The organism is Myxococcus hansupus, assembly GCF_000280925.3.
GTDB classification, from domain to species: Bacteria; Myxococcota; Myxococcia; order Myxococcales; family Myxococcaceae; genus Myxococcus; species Myxococcus hansupus.
The window spans coordinates 7,928,822-7,951,368 of record NZ_CP012109.1; the positions used below are offsets into that span (position 1 = coordinate 7,928,822).

Below are 22,547 nucleotides of genomic sequence, written 5' to 3' on the forward strand. Positions count from 1 at the left end.
CTTCGGACCTGGCGCGCGCCACTCACGCGCGCCAGGAAACAGTGGCGTGGCCTAGTAGATGCGCACCAGCGGCAACGACTTGCTCTCGTCGTAGATGTTCCACGTGTGACCGAAGCCGGTCCAGCTCACGATGGCAACCTCGGCCTTCAGCGGACCCAGCTCGCCGAACAGCTTGATGGCGCCGTCCAGCGTGCGCGCCGTGATGTCCAGCTTCGAAGAGACGCGCAGGAAGAGCGTGTTCGGGTTCGTCGGGTGCACGGGGGAGCTGATGTGGAGCCCGATGTCGCCGTACAGCGGGAGGCTGACGCGGACGATGACGACCTCGCCCTTCACGCCCGCCTGGAACCCCGGGAAGCCAATGCCCACGGACGCGAAGCCCTTGGCGGCCACGAACGGGGTGATGGTCCCGTACAGGTCCGCGCCCAGCAGGTCCTCCGCGCAGTTGCGCGTGACGGCGCCACCGATGTTGATCTTCACGCCCACTTCCGCGGACACACCCGCCGCCACCGTGACGGGGACGTAGAACACGAAGAAGGTCGAGGAGGCCTTCGCGGTGTCCTTGTCGAAGTAGAGCGTGTCGTCGAAGAACGTCTTGCGCAGCGGGTAGTGCTCGTCGTGCTGGTAGAGGGTGATGGTCAGCACGCGGGCGTCACCCTTGATGCGGATGCCATTGCCCTCGGTGCTGGCCTCACCACTCAGGTGCGCCATCTCGAACCGCGTGGGACCGAACACGTTCGCGTAGGCGTTGAACTCGGCGTAGACGCGCGCATCGGTGTCGCACCAGGCGCCCGACTTGTTACGCGCGTTCGCGGCGCCGCCCTGGAGGACCTCCCAGCCCGCGGCGAAGTCGTAGCCGCCGCCGAAGGTGTCGCCGCCCACATAGCCACCATCGCTGAACTCACCGCTGTGCCGCACCGTGCCGGTGGACGGGTTCGTCGGCGTGCTCTGGTCGCGGATGAAGGCGCCGTAGATGCCGAGGTACTGGCTCAGCAGCGTGGTGTTCAGCGTGTAGTCCTTCAACTTCAGGTCCGGCAGCTTGAGCCGCTGCGCGTTGCGCACGAAGCTCTCCGGGCCGAAGTCGTTGCCCGTCAGGGAGATGCACGCCTGGAGGTCGGCCTGACGGCGCGGGGCCATGGCCGCGTCGAGCATCGTCTTGTAGCGGCGCGGGCTCCAATCACAGACGCTCGCCTCACGGGCGTCGAGGCAGCCCTCCTTCTCGGCCTTGACCAGCGCCACCTCGATGGACTTGTCCAGCCCGTAGAGCTGCTGCGCCGTCCGCTTGTCGAGCTCCACCGTCGAGTGGTCGCGCTTGCGAAGGATCTCCGCGGCCACCTCCCACTCCGCGTAGATGGACTGACGCTGACGCAGCAGCTCCTCGAAGGACTCCTGCTCGACCTGGTGGTGGTTGAGCACGTCATCCGGGACGCCGTGGAACTTCTCGCTCTGCTCCTGGTGCCACGAATCCGACGGCGTGGCCCAGTTGCGGGCCTCCAGGTTGTTCGCCAGGCGCGCGGCCTCGGTCGAGAAGACGTAGCCCTCCGTGCCCTTGGGATACGCGCCGGGCGTGAAGCGGAAGTAAGCGTTCTTCGCCACGCGCTGCTTGCTCCAGATGGGGGCCAGCTTCTCCTGGTCCCGGCTGTAGAGCGTGCGGTGCGCGATGCCGTCCTTGTCGTACGCGGCCTGGAAGAGGGCGCGGTAGTCGTCGCCGAACCGGCCCGCCTCGCGCTCGAAGCGGCTGTAGCCCAGGTACTTCTCGTCGACGAACTCCTGGCAGGACGTCACCTGCGCGCCGTTCTTCTCCCAGCCGCGGATCTGCTCCAGGTAGGCCTGCTCCGCCTTGGTCAGGTTCTCCAGTTGCTTGCGGTAGAGAATCTGGCCCTTGAGAATCTGGCCCGTGAGGTTCTGGTCCAGGCCCTGGAAGCGCGTCTTGACCGGACGGAAGGACTCGTAGGCCACGGTGTCGACACCGCCGCCCAGCTCGTCAGGGAGCAGCGCCAGGCGCTTGGGAGCCGCATCCCACTGGGCCTTCCACGCATCCTGGACGATGCCCTGGCAGTAGCCGTCGTGGACGCTGCCGCAACTGCTGGCGCGGTAGTCGACGTCCACGCACTGCTGCAGCGTGGGCTTGGGGCAGTCCTGCGCGAGGCTCGCGGGAGCCGCCAGCACCGTCGCGGACAGGCTCGCCCAGCGCAGGTGGCGCGCGAGCTGTTTCGTGTGTTTCCGCTGATTCATGTAACGCATCGTCCTTGTTGTGGGACCGGCTCCGGGCTCGGCCCGGGCGGGGCCTAGAGCACGGCGCGTGCCGTGGGTGTTTCACCCGGGCTCCCGAGGAGCGACACGGGGAACGCGAGGCCCCACGGGCAACAAGGCGATGCGAGGTGTTGTCTGGGAAGCTACGGGCGCGGGTGACGACAAGGTCACCCACGCCGTGAAACAGGCTACTGGATGGTGTAGGCCACCGTGCCGCTGCAGGAGCCGCTGGAGAAGCAGCCCGCGCGCATCTGGTACGTGCCCGCGGTGGGCGCGGTGAAGGTCACCAGGGACAGGAGGCTGCAGCTATCGTCGTTGGCGGCGACCTGGGTGTTCGTCGCCGCGTTGAACAGGCGCAGGTAGGTGTCACCGGTGCCCGTGGCCTGCGGCAGCGAGCAGGTGCCGAAGGTCAGCGTCTGGCCCGCGGCCAGCGTCACGTTGACGTTGGTGGTGTTCTGCTGGGCGCTGTTGGTGTTGGAGGCGGTGAAGGTGAAGGTCTCGACCGGCGGGGGCGGCGGAGGCGGCTCGTAGCCTTCGCACAGACGCTCGCTGGTCGCGACGGCGCAGTACGCGTCGATGGCGGGACGCGCATAGGTGATGGACTCGCCGCCGCAGCCCGTGTCGGTGCACTGATTCACCACGTTGCAGCCGCCCCGGCTCACGTAGTCCGTCACGCCACGCACCAGGATGCCCGCCACGGTGACGTCATTGTTCTCGTAGACACCCGAGCCGGAGTTGCCACCAAACGTGTCCGTGTTGGCGACGAAGTAGTCCCGCGTGGCCGCGCGGCCGTCGCGCACCCAGCCGCCGTCATCAATCTTGAACGGGATGCCGCTGCCGGAGCCAATCACGCTCACGCCGGTGTTCAGCGGGAGGGCCGTGCTGCCCGGGCGGATGGGCGCCGGCACGAAGCGCGGCGTGGCCGCGCGGTCCAGGCGGACGACGGCGTAGTCCAGGTTGCGGCCGCCCGTCGTGCCCACCTGGCGCGCGACGACGGACGAACAGGCATACACGTCCGCCGTCGTCACCGTCTTCAGGGCCGTGGCCGACGTCCGGTAGAAGTTGAAGACGAAGCGCGTGTTCGAGCAGTCCGAGGAGGTGATGCAGTGGCCCGCGGTGAGCACCAGGTCGTCATCGATGAGCGTGCCCGAGCAGAACGCGGGCGTCGGGTCCTCCAGGAAGCGCTGGTCCGAGCAGAGGTTGTAGGCGGTCCGCAGCGGGGACGCATTGAACGTGACGTTGTTGGGATTGGAGGTGTTGATGGCGGAGGGCCGCATCAACGCCACGGTGGACTGCTCGGCGCGGTCACGCAGCACGGACGCCGGATAGGCGTAGACATCCGTGCGGTGGTCCACGCCGTAGACGACAGGCTGCTGCTGCGCGCCTGTCTCGGGGGACTTCTCACCGGGGAGCTCTCCTTCGGGCGCCGGACCACAGGCCGCGACGGAGAGGCTACACAGCAACGCGCCGAACAACGTTCTGCGAGAGGCGGTACGGGTGATGCGCATGGGCGACCACTCCTGGCGATGAGTGCCCGCCGGAAGGGGCGGGCAACGACACGCTACGCCCGGCCTTCGCTCGATTTCCTGAAACTCCAGCTACATAAGGGATTCCACGAATAATCAAATGTCCAACATCCGCCACTCCCAACGCCGCCTGCTTTCGCGTTCGGGATGAGCCCAGGGCAGCAACGGGCGCGGGCGGCGAGGCCCCCGCGCCCGCACATCCCTCCGACGCTACTGGATGTTCCACACCACGGTTCCGCTGCAGGCGTTGCCGGCATAGCAGCCCGCGCGCATCTGCAGGGTGGTGGTGGTGTGCGCGATGTACGTCAGGCTGGAGCCCACGCCGCCGCACGCGTTGTCATTGGAAGCCACCAGCGCGGCGTCGCTGAAGAGCCGCAGGATGGTGTCGCCCGAGAACGACGCCCCCGCCTGGCCGCAGGTCGCCACGGTGATGCGCTGGCCCTCGGCGACGAAGACGTCCTGATTGACGGTGTTCTGCTGGGCGAAGTTGGTGTTGCGGGCACTGAAGGTGAAGCTGCCGCGGGTGGGGGCCGCGTCGCCAGAAACCATCCAGGCGACGTCCCCGCTGCAAGCGCCGCTGGCGTAGCAGCCCGCGTTGACGACGTAGTTGCCGTCAGCGGGGGCGCGATACGTGATGCTGGAGCCCTGACCACCGCAGGCGCCATGACTGTAGGCCACCTCGGTCCCCCTGACGCCGCGCAGGCGCAGGTACGTGTCACCCGTGAAGGACGCGCCCGCCTGGCCGCACGTCCCGATGGTCAGCGTCTGGCCCGCCAGCATCGCGATGGCGTAGTCGGTGGTGTTCACCTGGGCGCTGTCGGTGTTGCTCGCGGAGAAGGAGAACGGGGTGCCCGGGGGCGAAGGGGGCAGCGGCGGGGGCGGCGGCGGCAGGGGGGGCGGCTCGGAGCCATCGCACAGGCGCGGGCTGGCAGCGACCCTGCAGAAGTGGTCCACGGCGAGACGCGCGTAGGTGATGTCCTCGCCACGGCAGCCCGTTTCGGTGCACCGATTCACGACGCGACAGCTCCCCCGGTTGATCAAACCCATTTCACCCCGGACCCGGATGCCCGCCACGGTGAAGGTGTCGTTCTCGTAGACGCCCGAGCCCAAGCTGGCACCCGACGTATCCGTGGTGGCGACGAAGTAATCCAGCGTGCCAGCGCGGCCGTCGCGCACCCTGCCGCCGTCATCAATCTTGAACGGAATGCCGCTGCTCGAGCCAATCACGCTCACGCCGGTGCCCACCTGCAGGGCCGTGTTGCCCGGCCGGATGGGCGCTGGAACGAAGCGCGGCGTGGCGGCGCGATCCAACCTGACGATGGCGTAGTCGAAGACGCGCCCCCCTGACACGTTCACACTGTGCACGACGACAGAGCGGCAGGAGAAGACGTCCGCCGTCGTCACCGTTTTCAACGCCGTGGCGGACGTGCGGTAGAAGTTGAAGACGAAGCGCGTGTTCGGGCAGTCCGAGAGGCGGATGCAGTTCCCCGCGGTGAGCACCAGGTCGTCATCGATGAGCGTGCCCGAGCAGAAGGCCGGCGCCGGGTCCTCCAGGAAGCGCTGGTCCGAGCAGAGGTTGTTGGCGCTCCGCAGTGTGGACGCGTTGAAGGTGATGTTGTCGGGGTTGGAGGTGTTGATGGCGGAGGACCCCATCAGCGCCACGGTGGACTGCTCCGCGCGGTCACGCAGCACGGACAACGGATAGGCATAGACATCCGTGCGGTCGTCCAAGCCGTAGACGACAGGCTGCTGCTGCGTGTCTGTCTCGGGGGACTGCTCACCGGGAAGCGCGCTTTCGGGCGCGGGACCGCAAGCCAGGACGGAGAGGCCACACAACAACGCGCCGAAGAAGCTCCGGCGCCAGGGGACACGGGTGATTCGCATGGAGAAACCTCTCAGGGGGTGGGCCCGCCGAGAAGGTCGGGCGAAATCACTCTACGCTCGCCCTTGAGTCATCTCGTTGATTTTCCAGGATTTCCGGAACACCGCCCGTGCCCTCACCTCGAACTGGCCTAGCGCGTGTCTGCAAATGAGAGCCAGAGCCGGATGGAGGTGATGAGGACCATCGCCAGGGGGTTGGCTGCACGCTTCTCGTAGCGTGTCGCCACCCGCCGGTTCCGCGCGGCAGCACTTGCGGTAGGCCGCGTGGCGCAAAGAGCGAAGTGGCTGGGCGATGGAGCAACGTCCGGGGTCACTGCTTCGGCGCGGGCTTCCGGGCCGAGGTGTCGCGCAGGTCCGCGCGCACCACGGCGTCGCCGAAGCGCTCCACGTTGACCAGCCAGGCCGCCGCGTTCTTCACGTAGCGTGCGGTGCCCGCCGTGTCCCACTTGTTGTAGAGGCGCGTGAAGCCGCCGTCGAAGATGGCCCGCTTGCCGTTCTTGTCATGGAAGGCCGCCACCAGGTTGCCCGCGGAGCCATGAAGCAGCGGCGTGAGCTGCTGGCTCGGCTGGATGGTGGCGATGGTGATGCCCTCGTAGAGGTACTCCAGGCCGGTGGTGAGCAGGTGCCGGCGCAGCAGCCCCGGCCCCTCCCCGTCCTTGCGCAGGCCGACCGTCTGGTCGCCGGGGATGTTGCCCTCCATGGCCGTGCCGAGCAGCGCCTGGCCCACCACGTTGGCATCCGCGTAGTAGGGCGCGTTGTCGCCCCAGATGTACACGCCATGCCCCGCGTCGAAGAATTCCTTGATGACCTTCACATGCTCGGGCGTCAGGCGCTGCGTCGAGTCGGAGATGATCCACAACTGACACGCCTTCTGGAGCCCCTCGCGCAGCGCCTTGGGGCTGGGGGCTTGATTGACCCAGCGGAACACGGAGAAGCCCTTCTCCTTCAGCGCGGCCTTCGGCAGCGAGAAGTCGAAGTCCTGCGTGTAGAACTGGAGCACCGCCACCGTCTGTCCTTCGAAGGCGCCATCCACCGCGAGGTCGTTCTGGTTGCCCTTCGCGTTGCCAAAGCCGTCGCGCGCCGCGGGGCGCACCGTTTCACGTACCTCCTGCGTGCCATCATTGCGCGTCACCGTCCGGAGGACGCTCTCCATGGGGGCGTTCTCACCCGCCGCCTTGTTGTACTGCGCGAGCGCTGGCGTGGAGGACAGGAGGAAGGCAATGCAGCAGAACAGCGGACGGAGGGCACGCACGAGAACCTCGATGGATGAAACCTGGGCCCTCTTCCACGCACGGCCCCGCGAAAAGTTCTTCGGCTCGCGTCCGCCACGAGGACAGGCCCGGGCGGAGCCCCGAAGAAGCGCTACCGCGAGCGCTGGCCCTGGTTCGCGGACACGCCCTCGTCGATGAACCACACCAGCGTGCCACTGCAGGCGCCTGCGCCGTAGCAACCCGCGCGAATCGTCACGGAGACGTTGGTGGTCGGGAAGTGCACCACGCTGGCCCCCCGGCCGCCGCACGCGTCGTCATTGGCGATGAGCTGCGTGCCGCCGTTGAAGAGCCGCAGGTAGGTGTCACCATTGAAGACCGCTCCCGGCTGGCCACAGGTCGCCGCGACGAAGCGCTTCCCCGCGGGGACGGTGACAGTCTCATTGACCGTATTCTGCTGGGCGCTGTTGGTGTTGCTGGCCGAGTAGCTGAATGGGTTGCCCGGCGGCGGGGGCGGCCCGATGCGGCATCACGCTACGCACGGCCCTGACGACATCTCATGCCACTCTGAAACAATTCAAACAGCGCCACCGAATCATCAGAGTGTCATTATTGGGGCTCAACACCCTGAGCCACCGCGAGCGGCGCTGGGTGTCCCGTGCCCTTGGCGGCCACTGGATGCCTTTGCACTCCCGCACCCTGGGAAAGCAACGGGCGCGGATGGCCGTGAGACCACCCGCGCCCTCACGTCAAAGCAGCGCTACTGGATGTTCCACACCACGGTGCCGTTGCAGGCGCCGGTGGAGAAGCAGCCGGCGCGAATCTGCAGGGTGGTGGCCGAGGTCGAGGTGTACGTCAGGCTGGAGCCCCGGCCGCCGCACGCGTCGTCGTTGGCGGCCGCCTGCGTGGCGCCGCTGAAGAGCCGCAGGTAGGTGTCGCCCGTGAAGGACGCGCCCGTCAGGCCGCAGGTGGCCACGGTGAGGGTCTTCCCCGCGGCGATGGAGACGTTCTCGTTGACGGTGTTCTGCTGGGCGCTGTTGGTGTTGCTGACGTTGAAGTTGAAGCTGCCGGAGGTGGGGGCGGTGGTGCCGCCGGAGATGGTCCAGGCGACGGTGCCGCTGCAGCTCCCCGAGCTGTAGCAGCCCGCGTTGATGCTGTAGTTGCCCGTGGTGGGGGCGACGTAGGTGATGCTGGAGCCCCGGTCGCCGCAGGCGTCGTCGTTGGCGGACACTTGGGAACCCGCGGCGTTGCGCAGGCGCAGGTACGTGTCACCCGAGAAGGACGCGCCCGTCAGGCCGCAGGTCGCGATGGTGAGCGTCTGCCCCGCCGTCAGCGCGATGGTGCGGTTGGTCGTGTTCTGCTGGGCGCTGTTGGTGTTGCTCGCGGAGTAGGCGAACGAATCCGGCGGCGGAGGCGGCGGCGGGGGCGGCTCGGAGCCGTCGCACAGACGCGCGCTGGCGGCGACCCTGCAGTAGTGGTCCACGGCGGGACGCACGTAGGTGATGTCCTCGCCACGGCACCCCGTCTCGGTGCACTGGTTCACGACGCGGCAGCTCCCCTGGTTGACGTAGTCCGTGTCACCCCGGACCAGGATGCCCGCCACGGTGAAGGTGTCGTTCTCGTAGACACCCGAGCCCGAGTTGCCGCCAAACGTGTCCGTGGTGGCGACGAAGTAGTCCAGCGTGCCGGAGCGGTTGGTGCGCACCTTGCCGCCGTCATCAATCTTGAACGGGATGCCGCTGCCGGAGCCAATCACCGTCACGCCGGTGTTCACCGGCAGGGCCGTGTTGCCCGGCCGGATGGGCGCGGGCACGAAGCGCGGCGTGGCGGCGCGGTCCAACCGGACGATGGCGTAGTCGAGGTTGCGGCCCCCCGCCGTGGTCAATCCGTGCGCGACGATGGACCGGCAGGAGAAGATGTCCGCCGTCGTCACCGTGTTCAGTGCCGTGGCCGACGTGCGGTAGAAGTTGAAGACGAAGCGCGTGTTCGAGCAGTCCGTCGCCGTCTCGATACAGTGCCCCGCGGTGAGCACCAGGTCGTCATCGATGAGCGTGCCCGAGCAGAAGGCTGGCGTCGGGTCGTTCAGGAAGCGCTGATTGGTGCAGAGGTTGTAGGCGCTCTGCAGCGTCCGCGCGCTGAAGGTGACGTTGTTGGGGTTGGAGCTGTTGATGGCGGATGGCGCCATCAGCGCCACGGTGGACTGCTCCGCGCGCTGGCGCAGCGTCGGGCGCGCCGTGTACGCGTAGACGTCCGTCCGGTTGTCGGTGCCGTAGATGACTTCCTGCTCCTGCGCTCCCAGCTCCGGGGACTTCTCGTCCAGGGAGTCCATCTCGGAAGCGGGGCCACAGGCCGCGACGGAGAGGGAACACAGCAACGCGCCGAAGAAGCTCCGGCGCAAGGGGGTACGGGTGATTCGCATGAGGCGACCACTCCTGATGAGGGCCCGCCGAAAAGGTCGGGCCGTATCACTTTACGCCCGCCCCTGACGCCATTTCATGCAATTCCGTCACATTCTGAACAACGGCACAGCCCCTCAAGAAGTTATTATTTGATTTCACGGCCCATAAGCACCCTCGAGTATCGCGTCACTGCGTCCCCCCGAGGCCTTGGCGGCCTCGACATCCAGGCCCTCGCCATGTCCGCGCCCACGTCCCTCGAACACCAGGGACGCGCCGTTGAACGAGGCCGTGCGCGGACATGAAGGCAGCTTCAAGCCGGAGCGCAGCAAGTCACACGGCAGCGAGCGCGCGGACTCGAAGGTCGCGTCTCCGTCGGACTCCGTGCGCAGGAAGTTCACCCGCCCCGCCTCGAAGCGCAGCGACACCAGGCCCTGCCCCAGCAGCCTCTCCACCTCCGCGCGGGAGCGCTCCTGCCGCCAGGGCTCCTCTCCCCCCTGGGAGAACGTCAGCCATTGGCGCCACTTCAACGGCGCCATGCCCACGGCCTTCGACTCCTCGGCGCGCACGCGCACCGTGCCCCGGAAGGCCTGACAGTGCGTGGTGTCACAGACAGGTCGGTGAGGATGCCGGCTGTGTTGCTCGTTGTGAGCCACCACCCGCGCCAAGGCAATCCGGGCCTCGCCCGTCAGCGTCACGTCCTCCGCGGACACCACCCCCGCGGTGTATTGCAGACGCGTGGTGCGGAAGATGAAATCGGAGCCACGCCGCGCCTTCAACGCGCTGGGCGTGGTGGGCACCCCAGGCGGCGGGCGATACGGCGGCGGCGCGGAGCTGATGAAGACCCCCGCGTAGTCGCGCCCCTCCTCCGGCCCCCCGGGAAAGCGCACCCGCCAGGGCGCACCCAGGCACACCGCCGCGCCTCGCCGCGTCAGTGACGCCAGCGGTGACCACGCCTCCGTGCCCGCACGAGGAACACCGTCCTCCAACGCGAAGCCCGCGCCAGCACAGCGCGCCTCCACGTCGCCTGGCGGCAGGAGCCCCAGCACCTGCACCCGCGCGGCGTCCAACCCCGCCTGCTTGCGCGCCCGCGCGAGCGCCCGTGGCACCTCGTCCGCGAACTGCCGAGGCATGACACCCGGGCGCATCACCACCACCACCAGGTCCGCATCCACGGCGGCAATCCAGCCGAACTGGGGCCGGCTCGCCGCGTCGCGCACGGTGCCCGTCTTCGTGGCCACGCCCGCCAGCGCCTTGGACGCGGGCAGGTCCGACAGCGTGCCGCGCGCGGCGTTGTCCGCGAGCAAGGCGATGACGTCCGGCCGAGCCTCCGCCAGCAGCCGGTACGCCTGCGCCACGCCCCAGGGCGACACGGACACGGTGGAGCGCAGGCCAATCGTGTCCGCCATGTCCTCCGGCATCCGCGTCAGCCCGAGCGCCCCCAGCACCGGCCCCCAGACACCAAAGGCCTTGGGCGCCGAGCCCTGAGCCTCCCAGTCCAGGAAGTAGCCGTTGCACGAGCGCAGCATGGCGACACGCGCGTCCACCTGCGCCGGCAGGCCCGCGCCGCAGGCCCACTCCTGCACGCCCGCGCGCGGAGGAAGCACCGGGTGCCGCGCGCCCGCCGCGTACACGAAGGGCTTGAGCACCGAGCCGTAAGGCAGCGCGCGCTGCACGTCACCTTCCGACCACAGCACCTCGCCGGAATGGCGGCTCAGCACCACCGTGGCGGGCGTGGCCGCGCGGACGCCGACACCGGCCAGTTCGTCGATGGACAACGGCGACGCCCACCGCGCGCCGTCCTGGCACTGCCGCAGCCGGCGAGACAGCGCGGCGGGGAAGCCCGAAGCGGACTCGCTCAACACCCGCGCCAGCGCGCGCCGGGCCCGGGGCGTATCCACGTCCGGGGAGCGGGCCAGGTCCGACGCCGCGCGCGAGAGCGAGAGGTAGGGCCCCTCCTTCCACGCGGGCAGCTCGCCGCTCACCGCCACGGCGAAGGCTTCGTGGAAGAGCCGGTCCTCGCTGGACTGGGGACAGGCCCACCACAGGAACTGGTGCGCCAGCTCGTGCCGGAGCGCCAGGCGCAGCCGCTCATCCAACACGCCCGGCGTGTTCTGCCGCAGCTCCACCCACCCGGGCCGCCCCTGGCCATTGCGCTGGGGAGAGAGGGCGGCGCCCTTCTGGAGGGTGATGGAGGCCGGCGCCTTCGACGGCGCCCCACCCGCCGCCTCGACGTAGCGGGACGCCAGGGCCGTCCAGGCGGCCTGCGCCTCGCGGCGAAGGTCCGCCTCGGGAGTGACGTCGCCCCGGGTGACGAAGGTGGGGGTGGCCGCGAGCAGCACGGCCACCGTGACGGCCAACCCCATGGACTACAGGTCGCCCAGGCGCTTCTTCGAGGGCACCACCTTCAGCACGTCCGCGCCCGTGCGGCCGTGGATGCTGGCGGCGTACATGTCCTCGATGTGCGCGGGCGGCGCGGAGAAGGTGCCGGCGAACTGCGCGCGCAGCACGTAGCCCACGGTGCGCGGGCTGTCGCTCCACCAGGCCGGCTCCTCGAAGAAGAAGGTCGCCCGCTCCGGGTTGAGCACGCGGCGCTTGAGCGCCTCGGGCACCAGGGGCAGCGCGTGCGGCGGACCGCGGAACGCCTTGTCCTCCTGGAGCGGCACGAAGCCCGCGGGCACCGCGTCCTCCACCACGTAGTAGGCCGAGCGCACGCGGTTGTCGCCGCGCGCGTCCATGGTCAGCTCCACGTAGACCTCCTCGCCCTGGGCCACGGTGTCACCGGCGCCCAGCAGCACCTTCCCGCCCTCGCGCAGCGCGTAGTAGGCGCGCTGCAGGGACATGCCCTCCGCCTTCGCCTTCACCGCGGGCAGCGGGGTGAGCGTGGTGGCGCGCAGCGTGGCCACGCCGTCGAAGCCGCCCACGTCCACGGTGCGCGTGCCCGGCTCCAGCACCGCCACCAGGCCCAGGCCGCGCGGCGAGAACTTCACCGGCGACTTCACGCCCTTCACCTCGGGCGCCTTCATGCCCTGCATCGCCTTCGCGTCGCGCTCCAGCAGCCACAGCGAGTGCAGCAGCGCGGTGCTCCGGTCGAAGGTGGACAGGTCCGGCTCGGACAGCAGCTCCAGGATGCGGCGCCGGGCGCGGGTGATGTCCAGCGTGCCGAACGAGGCCGCGTGCGCGGCGATGGCCGTCATGCCCACGCGCCGCAGCGGGAAGCGGAAGAAGGCCTCCGACTGCTCCAGCGGCTGGTTGGGGTTGTGCGAGGCCAGCGTCGCGTAGCCCTGCGCGCTGCGCGACACCAGGGTGTTGATTTGCGACTGGAGCGCCGGCTCCTTCATGATGCCCGCCTTCTCCGCGGCCAGCACCGCCAGGGCCAGCGGGTACAGGTCCCCGCCCTCGGCGCCCTGCACCAGCGCCCGCACACGCGCGGCCTGCTTCGAGCCCTCCAGTCGCGCCAGCACGTACGCGCGCGTGGCGTCGTACTCGGGCGGCAGGCCCTCCTGCGCCTCCAGCCAGCGCGCGCTCTCCACCAGGCGCGGGTCCGCGCGGTCCACCAGCCCGGCCTCGGCCGCGTAGGCCAGGCCGTCCAGCGCGATGAGCGTCAGCGGCAGGCTGGGCGTGCTGTAGCCGCCGAACCAGGTGAAGCCGCCGCCCTTCACGGACAGGTCGAGGATGCGCGCGGTGCCCTGCACGGAGCGGCTGCGCGCCTCCGCCAGCAGCGCCTGCGTGTCCGTGTCCAGCTTCGCCAGCGCGCCGGCCTGCTGGAGCACCTGGTACACCGCCACGTTGGGCACGGTGGTGGACACGAGCTGCTCCAGGCAGCCGTACGGATACGTGAGCAGCTCGCGCACGTTGGAGAGCGCCGCGTCCACGATGGACGGCTGGAGCACCAGCTCCACCCGCGACAGCGTGGCCTCTTGCGGCGCGGGCACCTCCAGCGCGCCGCCGCCCCAGGCGCTCACCTTCACCACGTCCTCCACCGCGGAGGGGGACACGTCGAAGCGCTTGAGGTCCTTCAGCGGGTCCTTGCCACCCGCCACATTCACCATGAGCTGCGCGGCGCCCGTGGACGCGGCCTTCAACGTCAGCGGCACCACCTGCTCGCCGCCCTTGGCCAGCTCCACCTTGTGCTCCAGTTGCTCCGCCTTCAGCGCGCCCAGCGACGCCAGCTTCACGTCCAGCAACTGGCTGCCCGGCGACTTCTCGCCCGCGGACAGGCGCACGGAGGCGAGCGCCTCGTCCCCCTCGCGAAGGAACTGCGGCAGCGCGGCGTAGAGGTTGAGGCCCCCGCGCGTGGCGAACTCCGAGGTGCCTTCACCGAAGCGGCCGGACGTGTCCGCCGCCACCGCCGTCACCACCCACAGCGTCTGGTTGGAGGGCAGCTTGAAGCGCACCGTGGCGCGCCCGTCCCGGTCCGTCACCACCGCCGGGTCCCAGTGCGCGGTGTCGCGCTCCAGGTCCTTCGTCTGGCGGCTGGGCGGCTTGATGGAGGCGAAGGCGTGGTCCGGCAGGCCCGACATCTTCCGCGCCAGGGCCTCGCCGTAGCCGTAGCCCTGGAACTCCGAGGAGAAGAAGTTGGACACGTTGTTGCGCGCCGGCGGGTAGAAGAAGTCCAGCACCTTGGGGCGGAACTCGCTCTGGATGGCGTAGACGGCCTTGTCCACCACGCCCACGGACAACTGCGCCACCACGCCGCGGCCCTCGTGGTCCACCACGCGCACGTCGATGCTCTGCTCGGTGAGCGGCGTGGCCTCCACGCGGCGGGGCTGCAGCTCCACCGTGAGGGTGCGCTCGCGCGGAATCACGCGGAAGGCCACCGTGCGCTCCTCCCAGCGGCCCGTGGCCGTGGGGTACGCAATGGACGCGTAGACGGCACTGCCGAAGCGCTTCTCCACGTTGAAGCTGTGCACCAGCGTGCGGCCCTTCAGCGCCACCACCTGCGTGTCGTAGAGCGAGGCGCCCGCCAGCGTCACCCACACCGGGCCCGCGTCACGGCCACCCTCGCCCCAACCGTCCGGCATCAGCGCCACCAGCTTCGCGGTGTCCCCGGGCGCCAGCGTCCCGGACAGCGAGGCCAGCGTCAGGTTGGGCACCCGCGCCACCGGCTCGTCCGCGCCGCCGATGACGAGCAGCGACTCCTCGCCCTGCCACGTCTCGCCGTTCTTGTCCTTCACCACCACGCGCGCCAGCACCGTGCCCACCTCCGAGGTGGGGACCTTCTCGCGGTGCGTGCCGTCCGCCGCCGTGGAGAACGAGCGCTTGCCCAGGCTCTTCTCCGCGCCGTCCGCCTTGCGCAGCACGAAGTCCACCTCGCCCTGCGTCACGCCGTAGGGCTTGCCCGACAGCGTGGTGGCGCGCACCGCCAGCGTCGCCTCGCCCGCCTTGGCCACCACCGCGTCGGAGTAGCGCGCCAGGCCCAGCACCTCCACCTTCGACAGGAAGAAGGCGGCGGTGGCGTTGGCGAAGGTCTCCTGGTCATCCCGCGCGCGGATGGTGAGCGAGTAGCGGTACGGCAGCATGTCCTCACCCGCCGCCAGCGCGGGCACGGCCACCTCGATTTCGGCCTCGCCGTCGGCGTTGAAGCCGCTGGCGCTGGACCAGGGGTCCTCATACGCGCTGCGCGACTCCACGGAGGAGAACAGGCGCTCGGGCACGCTCAGCTTGCCCTCCGTGCTGGAGGCGCTGCCGTACGTCACGTCACTGCCCTGCCCGCCCTTGCCGGCGTCATCCACCCAGGCGGGGGCGTCCAGCAGGCTGCGGTAGAGGAACACCTCGTACTTCGCGCCGTCCGGCGTCCCACCGGCGTAGCGGCGGGCGCGCACCTTCGCGCGCAGCGTCTGCCCGGGCACCACCGTCTCCGAGCCGGGCTCCACCTCCAGGTAGAACGTCGGCTTCACGTAGTCCTGCACGCGGGCCTCGCCCTGGTGCGGGTGCTCGTCCACTTGCGCCTCCACGCGCAGCACGCCGGTGCCCAGGTCCTCCGGCACCTTCAAGGTGCCGTGGAAGGCGCCGAACTCGTCCACCGCGGCGCGCGTCGTCAACGCGCGGCCTTCCTGCGAGATGAGCTTCACCTCCACCTGGCGCTTCTTCGGCGTGAAGAGGCGCGCCAGGTAGGTGTCCGGCTGGCGCACCACGCCGCGGAACTTCACCTCGTGGCCCGGCTTGTAGATGGGCCGGTCGCTGTAGATGAACACGTCCGGCGCCACCGCCAGCGCGGAGTAGAAGTCCGTGTCGACGATGGCGGTGTCCCCGCCCACCGACGCGGTGGCCATGATGCGCGGCTCCGACACCGCCAGCGTCACCTCGCCCTTCTCGTTCGTCTTCCCGGTGGGGCCCTTGCCCTTGGGCAGGTACACCTGCACCTCGGCGCCCGCGCGCGGCTTCTGGTCGCGGCCCGCCACGCGCACCAGCACCTGGCCATCCGTCTGCTTGAGCTGCACCGTCAAGTCACTGACGACCAGCACCACCTGCCCCTCCACCCGGCCCTGCACCAACTGGAGCACGTAGGTGCCCGCGGGCAGCGGCGCCAGGGTGACGCGGCGCTCCTGGAAGCCGCTGGAGCTGCTCGCGTAGAAGCCGGGGACGTTGAACTCGCGCTCGGCGCCGCCGAGGTCCAGGTTCAGCCACTGGCTGCGCGTCACCTTGAAGCCGGGCGGGATGCCCACCAGCCGCTCGGGGCCCTCGGCCACCTTGGACAAGGGCTCACCCGCGCCCGGCGTCTCTGGCGGACGGGGCAACACGTCGCCCACCACGTCACGGAAGTGAGGGTTGAGCGTTTCGAGCAGGAACATGCCCGGCGTGCGCACCGCGTTGAGGCCGCGGCTGAGCGCGCGGCCCGGGTTCTTCAACGTCGGCGGCGTCTCGTACGCGCGCCGCAGGTCCCCCTGGGCGCGGATGAAGGCGTCCAGGTTCTCGGGCTGGAGGACGCGGAGCTCGACGGGCCCCTTGTCCTCGAAGGCGACGTCCACCGCCACCGGCTCCTGGCTGCCATAGGAGCGCGGCACGGTGATGTAGAGCGGCTTGGCCAGGGCCATGCCGGACAGCAGGAGCGCGGACAGAGCCGCCATGCGGATGACGCACTTCATGACCCGAAACCTCCAGGAACCAGCGAATCTCCCTGCACGGTGCCGCGCAGGCCCAGGTACGGCAGCGACTCCAGGTCGCGCCGCGCCACATCGATTTCCGGGGGCGGCGCGCTGGGCATCGGCGCTTTGCGGCTGACCCGGAACTCAGACAGATATCCATCCAGGGTGAGCCCGCTGAGCAGCCGGCCCGTGTTCACCCCGAAGGCCACCGACGTGGGCTGACGCAGCCCCGCCACCACCGGGCCCGCCGCGCTGAGCATGTTGGGCAGTTGGCCCGCGCAGGCCTTGCGCAGCCGCTCCAGCTCCGCCTCGCTGGACGCCAGCACCACGTGGTTGCAGTGGGTGGCGCGCACCAGCTTGTTGAACCCCTGGGAGAACAGGCCATTCAACGCGACCGCGTCCTCGGGGCTGCCCCACAGCACCGCCAGCTCCACCGGCATCAAGGCATCACCGCGCGGCGTCCACACCATCGCCACCTGCCGCGTGCGCGTGGGGCCCTTGCCGCCGTCCTCCTCCCAGTATTCCTTGAGCGTCTCCGGCGCCAGGGACTCCGGCAGCTTGAGCTGGAAGGCCAGCAGCACCGGCGTGTCCTCCGGCACCAGCTTGAGCAGGTCATCGGAGAGCGGCGCGGTGTCCAGGCGCGCGGGCCCGTCCATCAGCTTGCTCGCGATGCCCCGGGGCACCAGTTGGTTCGCCGTCACGCCGAACTGCAGCCGCGTGCCGGGCGCCAGTCCCAGCACGCTCGACAGGAGCTGCACCTCGCGGCCGTAGGCGTCCGCGTCGTAGCCCAGCTCGACGTCGACGCCGTCCGTGGGCTTCAGCTCCGGCAGCTCCGCGCACAAGCCATGGAGCACCGCCACCGGGTGGCGCGCGAGCACCAGCCGATCCGCGAGCCGGCCCGCCCACAGCGTCTGCTCCGCCACCAGCCAGCGCTTCATCTCATAGGCATCGGCGTGCCCACCGCCCGGGCAGTGCTGCGCCGTCATGCCGCCGCGGCTGGCCACGCCGTCCAGCGCGTCATACGCGGACGTCGCGGCGCGGCCCGGATTGGGAAGGATGAAGGCCGGCGTGCTGGAGCGCGCGTCGCCGCCGAACCACGTCACGCGGAACGGGGTGTCCAGGAGCTGACCCGCGAAGAGGTCCAGCACCGCGCCCTTGAAGCCCGCCTGGAGGTCCTCACCGGTGGAGCCGAAGAAGGCAGCCCACGCGCCGACGAAGCCCTGCCCCAGCGGCTTCTGGAGCTGGTCGCGCAGCCACGCGTTGGCGGCCAGCGCGTCACGCACCTTGCCCGGACGGTACACATCCACCCAGAGGGCGGAGGGCGCGGCGGTGCCGGGCACCTCGAGCTCCGTCATCGAGGGCTCGGGCATGCCTTCCGCGCTGGCGCCCGCGCTGGGAGGCCCCTTGCGCTCGTCACCCATCAAGTTCGTCACGGTGCCGCCGCCGTCGCCGGACGAGCCGCTGCGGCGCCCCAGGACGAAGGACCCGGCCACGGCGCCGCCCACGAGGACGGTGAACAGACCGATGAGGAGCGCCTTGGGAGGGCCGCTCTTGGGAGATGTCATGACATCCACTCCTTGAAACGGAAGAAGCCGAGGAAGGAAGCGTTGCGCGGCACCGGGCGCCACTCCAGCGGCGCCTCGGTGGCCAGGTTTCGGAGGACGCCGGTGCGCACCGCGGCGCCCTTCTCCCCCGGGTGGTAGACGACGCGCGCGGGTGCGTGGGCCCGGTCCTCCGGGCGAACCACCAGCATCAGATGGAAGATGGGGCCGGCGTCCTGCTCCTGGCGGAAGGCCAGCACGTCGCCGGTGCGCAGCGACTCGCGCGTGGCGTCATCGCGGCCCAGGAGCTGGAAGTTGCGGTGGAGCAGCACCTCCGCGTCCGCGAACTCGGAGGGCTGGCCCTGGCCGTCGCGCCACAGCGGCGTGACGAGCCGCTCGGGTGCCACGCGCTTGTAGGCGACGCGGTAGGCGAAGCGGATGAGGCCCGCGCAGTCACGCTGGTCCGGGTGCCACGCGGCGTCCTGCTTACGCACCTGCGCCAGGGCCACCTGCGCCACCTCGCGCCGCAGCAGCACGTCGCGGGACTCGGGCGCAGCCGCGCTGAGCGCGTCCGGCTCCGCCACGCCCGACGCGGGCGCCACGGAGGCATGCAGCAGCACGAGCAAGGGAAGGACGCGCATGGAGGTGGACCCCGAAAGACGCGGAGGCGTCAGTACTCGCCCTCGCCGCCACCGCCGGACTGGAGCTCCTTGAGGGCCGCGTCCAGATTCGTCGGCCAGGCCGCGTGCTTCGGCTTCGGGTCCTGCGAGGGCACGTACACCTCCGCCTGACCGTTGCCGAGCATGTTCACCCAGGCCAGCACGCGCGTCGTGCCCGGCGTGGCCAGGGGGATGCGCACCATGCGGCGCACCTCGTTGGGCGTGCCCTCGAAGAGCGCCAGGTTCAGCGTGGCCACCGTGTGGGCCTTGTCGCCGCTGGGCCAGTAGTTCGTGGCCACCAGGTACACGCCCTTGGGCGGCGCGCGGTGGATGTAGAGGTAGGGGCCGTACGCGGGCTGGTCGAAGTCACCGCCCTGCGAGTTGAGGAAGAACGTGCCGCCGGAGGGGCTCGCGGTGTCGGCCCAGTAGACGTGCGCCATCTTCTGCACGTCGAGCGCGTCCCCCACGGCGCTCTCCGCGGTGGGCTCGTAGAGGTGCAGGTCGGTGTAGACGCCGTCGGTGTCGCTGGTGAGGACGACCTTGAAGGGCACCGGCGGAATCTGCGCGTAGCTGGTGGCCTGCGCGCGCGCGGTGCCGGCCTGATTGGTGGCCATCACCGTGACGATGTTCTTCCCGCTGGCCGCCGGGAACTTGCGGCTGAAGCGCCCGCGGTACGTGCGCATCAGGTAACGGTCACCGTTGATGGACACCACGATGGGGTCGATGGTGGTGTCGCTGACGGTGCCCTCGATGAGCATCATCCGGTCCACCGTCCAACCGCCCGAAGGCGCGGACAGCGTGACGGTGGGCATCGTCTGGCCCTTGCCAATGGGCACACCCTGCTGGCGGGGATTGGCCGCGGGCGACTGCGACAGCAGCACGGCGAGGAGGACAGGCAGCATCACGCGTCCTTGAAGAAAGGAGGTCCGCGAGCGTTCGCGGGCGGACAGACTGCGGCAGCACTGCCCTCCTTTTCAAGTCGCCTGCCAGCCGGCTGGGCGGGCGAACACCCCACGACGGGGCCGGACGTGTGGGCGAAAAGCCACGCCTGGCCGCCTGCCCGTGGTGCTCCAGCCGCGCTTTCCCATTTCCTGAGAGGCGCCGCACGCGGTGGGGGGCGACCCACCGCGTGTCGGCGGCATCCCTCAGGAGGCCGTCGGGCTCTGCGCCTCGGCTGGAGCCGGCGCGGCCTGCGCTTCCGTCTTCTCCTCGGCCTTCTCGTCGGCCTTGGCTTCGGCCTTCTCGTCGGCGCCACCGCTGGCACCCGCCGGCTTGCCAGCGCCCGGGGCTCCCGGCGGAGGCGTCCGCTTGGCGGCGGTGGCGGCCTGGCGAACCAGCTCGCGGGCCTTCTGCGCCACCTTCGGCGTGGGCGCGAGGATCATGAACATCAGACGCCCTTCCATCCGGGGCATCTGCTCCACGACGGCCACGTCCTTCAGGTCCTTGGCCACGTCGTCGAGGATGGCCGTGCCCTGCTCCTTGTGCGTGATTTCACGCCCGCGGAACTGGATGACGACCTTCGCCTTGTTCCCGTCCTCGATGAACCGGCGGGTGTTGCGGACCTTGAACTCGTAGTCGTGCTCTTCCGTCTTCGGACGGAGCTTCACTTCCTTGAGCAGGACCGTGACCTGGGCACGCTTCGCTTCCGAGGCCTTCTTCTTCTCCTCGTACTTGAACTTGCCGTAGTCCATGATCTTGCAGACCGGTGGACTGGCCATGGGGCTGATTTCGACGAGGTCGAGCCCCTCGGTACGAGCGCGATCCAGGGCCGCCTCGAGAGGCATGACCCCGAGCTGGCTACCGTCAGACCCGACGACGCGGACCTCACGGGCACGGATACGACGGTTGGTTCTCTGGTCGCGGCTCCCGCCGCGGTTGCTTCTCTGTTCGCGAATGATGGTGACTCTCCTCCGAATTGGGTTTCAGGCCTGCCCACCCAAAGGTGTGGCAGGCAGGTCCGTGACAACAAGGGACCGTACACACATGTGAAGCGCCCCGCCCTGCTAGGGACCCAGGCCTGGCAGTGTAACCCGCGGACCCAGGAGTGCATCCCAGTGCCCGCTCGCCCGGTAGAAAGGGGAGCCCTGGGTGAACTTTCCTCTTTGGGAGACGGTAACGCCAGAGATAACGCCCGAGCCGTCCACCTGCCGTGGAACCATGCCCCCAATGTACCCCCCAGGGGCCACGCCCGGGCGCCCCCGGGCTCCGCCCCCCAGGGCCGGGAATTGCCGGGTGGAAAACACACCGGACGGACAGGAACGTCCGGCCCGCCCATCCCCCTACCCGGACCCCGCGTCAGGGCAGCAGGCCCACGCTCCGTTCCGCCCACTCGGTTCCGGGGGCGGTGCGCAGGTCATCCACGGGAGGCGGCAGACGCTCCCAGTCGGACGGGCTCTCCGGCGGCACCTTGTTCGTGTTGGACACCCGGGCCCGGTAGAGCTGCCCGTCGTACATCACCAGGCGTCCGGCCGCATAGGTCACCAGCGGTGAGCCGGGCGCCCGGGTGGCCCGGTCCGTCCACATCTCCAGCGCCCGGGTGGGCGTGCCCGCCGGCAATCCGGTGTCCACGAACGCGAGCGGCGCCACCGCGCCATTCACGTTGCCCGTGGCCGTCACCACGCCCGAGGTGCCCGTCCCCCCGGTCAGCCCGTGAACGAGCCGGCGTCCGCCCTCCCAGCGGTTGTCCGTCAGCGTCACGGGCGAGCGGATGGCGTTCCCGAACCCGAAGATGACGCCGGGGTCCGTCGCGGTCGGGTAGACCTCCGCGTAGCCGAAGTCGAGCCCCCGGAACGCGTTGCGCTCCCAGGTCAGCCGGTCCGTGTTCGCGGCGGTGCCGCCCACGTAGAGCCCCAGGCTGAGGGTGTCCGCGAAGTAGTTGTCGGTGAACTCGACGTTCAGCGGAGCATCCCCGGACTCCGCGCCCACGAAGAAGTTCAGCAGCGCCGCGGCGCCGCCCAGGAAGACGTTGTGATGGAAGCGGATGTGGCCACCGCGCACCTGCGCCTGGGCGTTGTGGTCCTGGTACTGCTGGAAGGCGGCCCGCCAGTCCAGGGCGCCGTAGGCGATGACGTTGTGGTGGACTTCGGCGCCGTCACCCAGGTTCTGGAGCTGGAGCGCCTCCGTGCCGGTCCGCACCAACCGGTTGTTGTAGACCTTGAGGCCCGAGCCCAGCGGCGTGGGCGCGCCCTGGGTGGAGCCGAAGTAGATGCCCTCGCTGGCGGTGTCGTGGATGTAGAGGTCGTGCAGCCGGATGTCGTTGAGCGGCGGCACGGTGCCGCCCGAGCCCGACCGGTTGATGCGCAGGCCCGCGAAGCCCGCGCGGGTGATTTCGATGAACTCCACCTCGAAGCTGTGCGCGCCGCCGATGCCCAGCCCCATGTGGCCTTCGCTGAGGAACGCGTCGTCGCTCAAGAAGCCGTAGCGCTCGCGCGATGAGGCATAGGCGCCGCAGCGGTGGCCGGGGAAGTCCGCGTGGCCAGTGCCTGACTCCGGGTCGTAGCGGCCGGTGAGCACCCAGTGGGAGCCGCCGCCCATGGACCAGATGTAGCCCTGCGTGCTGCCCGGCCGGGGCCGCATGAGGACCTGTCCCCCGCTGTTGGTGATGACCAGCGGCCGGGACGCGCTGCGCTGCGGCAGGTTGCCCAGGTTGATGAGCGTGTAGTGGCCAGCGGCGACGTACAACCGGTCCAGCGTGCTCCAGTCCACGTCCGGGAAGCGCGCCTGCACGTCCGGGACGTACAGCTCGCCATTCGCGTTGGGGCCGGGGAGCGTGAAGGTGTTTCCGGGCGGTCCGAAGCGGCCAAAGGGCTCGCACGCCGAGGTCCCCGCGTCCCCCGTCCCCGCATCCGTCAGGCCCGCGTCCGAGCTGCCCGCGTCCGGCGAGGTGCCGCTGTCCGAAGGCCCGTCATCAGGGTCCCCCGAACACGCCGTGGCCACGAGAGCGAGGAGGACGAAAGCGGCGGCGCGTCGGTGCATGGACCAACTCCTGAGGCAGTGAG

The 22,547-nt window shown here is 69.9% G+C and carries 13 protein-coding genes; all 13 read right to left on the reverse strand.

The features are described from left to right. Positions 1 to 51: 51 nt before the first annotated feature. A complete protein-coding gene (locus A176_RS31150) occupies positions 52 to 2,232 on the reverse strand; it encodes a hypothetical protein (protein ID WP_002636075.1) in 2,181 nt (726 codons plus the stop codon). 206 nt (positions 2,233 to 2,438) lie between these two features. Then, complete coding sequence (locus A176_RS31155; protein WP_002636076.1) at positions 2,439 to 3,758, reverse strand: serine protease; 1,320 nt, start codon at positions 3,756 to 3,758, stop codon at positions 2,439 to 2,441. Between the two features lie 228 nt (positions 3,759 to 3,986). Beyond that, the gene (locus tag A176_RS31160; protein ID WP_002636077.1) at positions 3,987 to 5,660 is read right to left on the reverse strand and encodes a trypsin-like serine peptidase; all 1,674 of its coding nucleotides are present in this window, start codon (positions 5,658 to 5,660) and stop codon (positions 3,987 to 3,989) included. Between the two features lie 307 nt (positions 5,661 to 5,967). Beyond that, positions 5,968 to 6,909, reverse strand: coding sequence for a hypothetical protein (locus tag A176_RS31165; RefSeq protein WP_002636078.1), 942 nt, complete (start codon positions 6,907 to 6,909; stop codon positions 5,968 to 5,970). Positions 6,910 to 7,019: 110 nt separating this feature from the next. Continuing rightward, a complete protein-coding gene (locus tag A176_RS40825; RefSeq protein ID WP_002636079.1) occupies positions 7,020 to 7,154 on the reverse strand; it encodes a hypothetical protein in 135 nt (44 codons plus the stop codon). Positions 7,155 to 7,625: 471 nt separating this feature from the next. After that, positions 7,626 to 9,284: a trypsin-like serine peptidase gene (locus tag A176_RS31170; protein WP_002636080.1), complete on the reverse strand. Its 1,659-nt coding sequence runs from the start codon at positions 9,282 to 9,284 to the stop codon at positions 7,626 to 7,628. A gap of 135 nt (positions 9,285 to 9,419) precedes the next feature. After that, positions 9,420 to 11,627 (reverse strand): SpoIID/LytB domain-containing protein, encoded by a 2,208-nt coding sequence (locus A176_RS31175; RefSeq protein ID WP_002636081.1) that lies wholly within the window; start codon positions 11,625 to 11,627, stop codon positions 9,420 to 9,422. A 3-nt stretch (positions 11,628 to 11,630) separates the two neighbouring features. Beyond that, entirely contained in the window at positions 11,631 to 16,349 is a 4,719-nt protein-coding gene (locus tag A176_RS31180) for an alpha-2-macroglobulin family protein (RefSeq protein WP_002636082.1), read from the reverse strand. Beyond that, entirely contained in the window at positions 16,346 to 17,914 is a 1,569-nt protein-coding gene (locus A176_RS31185; protein WP_002636083.1) for a hypothetical protein, read from the reverse strand. The genes A176_RS31180 and A176_RS31185 overlap by 4 nt, the downstream gene beginning before the upstream one ends. After that, positions 17,911 to 18,531, reverse strand: coding sequence for a DUF1175 family protein (locus A176_RS31190; protein WP_002636084.1), 621 nt, complete (start codon positions 18,529 to 18,531; stop codon positions 17,911 to 17,913). The genes A176_RS31185 and A176_RS31190 overlap by 4 nt, the downstream gene beginning before the upstream one ends. Before the next feature lie 29 nt (positions 18,532 to 18,560). Continuing rightward, positions 18,561 to 19,451, reverse strand: a complete 891-nt coding sequence (locus A176_RS31195; protein WP_002636085.1) for a DUF2135 domain-containing protein — start codon at positions 19,449 to 19,451, stop codon at positions 18,561 to 18,563. 243 nt (positions 19,452 to 19,694) lie between these two features. Then, positions 19,695 to 20,447, reverse strand: a complete 753-nt coding sequence (gene infC, locus A176_RS31200) for a translation initiation factor IF-3 (RefSeq protein ID WP_082282862.1) — start codon at positions 20,445 to 20,447, stop codon at positions 19,695 to 19,697. 397 nt (positions 20,448 to 20,844) lie between these two features. Continuing rightward, entirely contained in the window at positions 20,845 to 22,524 is a 1,680-nt protein-coding gene (locus tag A176_RS31205; protein WP_002636087.1) for a carbohydrate-binding protein, read from the reverse strand. Positions 22,525 to 22,547 lie beyond the last annotated feature (23 nt).

Excerpts from the sequence above, each read along its gene's own strand:
- A176_RS31150 (WP_002636075.1), bottom strand. The coding sequence starts at position 2,232 with ATGAATCAGCGGAAACACACGAAACAGCTCGCGCGCCACCTGCGCTGG.
- A176_RS31155 (WP_002636076.1), bottom strand. The coding sequence starts at position 3,758 with ATGCGCATCACCCGTACCGCCTCTCGCAGAACGTTGTTCGGCGCGTTG.
- A176_RS31160 (WP_002636077.1), bottom strand. The coding sequence starts at position 5,660 with ATGCGAATCACCCGTGTCCCCTGGCGCCGGAGCTTCTTCGGCGCGTTG.
- A176_RS31170 (WP_002636080.1), bottom strand. The coding sequence starts at position 9,284 with ATGCGAATCACCCGTACCCCCTTGCGCCGGAGCTTCTTCGGCGCGTTG.
- A176_RS31175 (WP_002636081.1), bottom strand. The coding sequence starts at position 11,627 with ATGGGGTTGGCCGTCACGGTGGCCGTGCTGCTCGCGGCCACCCCCACC.
- A176_RS31180 (WP_002636082.1), bottom strand. The coding sequence starts at position 16,349 with ATGAAGTGCGTCATCCGCATGGCGGCTCTGTCCGCGCTCCTGCTGTCC.
- A176_RS31185 (WP_002636083.1), bottom strand. The coding sequence starts at position 17,914 with ATGACATCTCCCAAGAGCGGCCCTCCCAAGGCGCTCCTCATCGGTCTG.
- A176_RS31190 (WP_002636084.1), bottom strand. The coding sequence starts at position 18,531 with ATGCGCGTCCTTCCCTTGCTCGTGCTGCTGCATGCCTCCGTGGCGCCC.
- A176_RS31195 (WP_002636085.1), bottom strand. The coding sequence starts at position 19,451 with ATGCTGCCTGTCCTCCTCGCCGTGCTGCTGTCGCAGTCGCCCGCGGCC.
- A176_RS31205 (WP_002636087.1), bottom strand. The coding sequence starts at position 22,524 with ATGCACCGACGCGCCGCCGCTTTCGTCCTCCTCGCTCTCGTGGCCACG.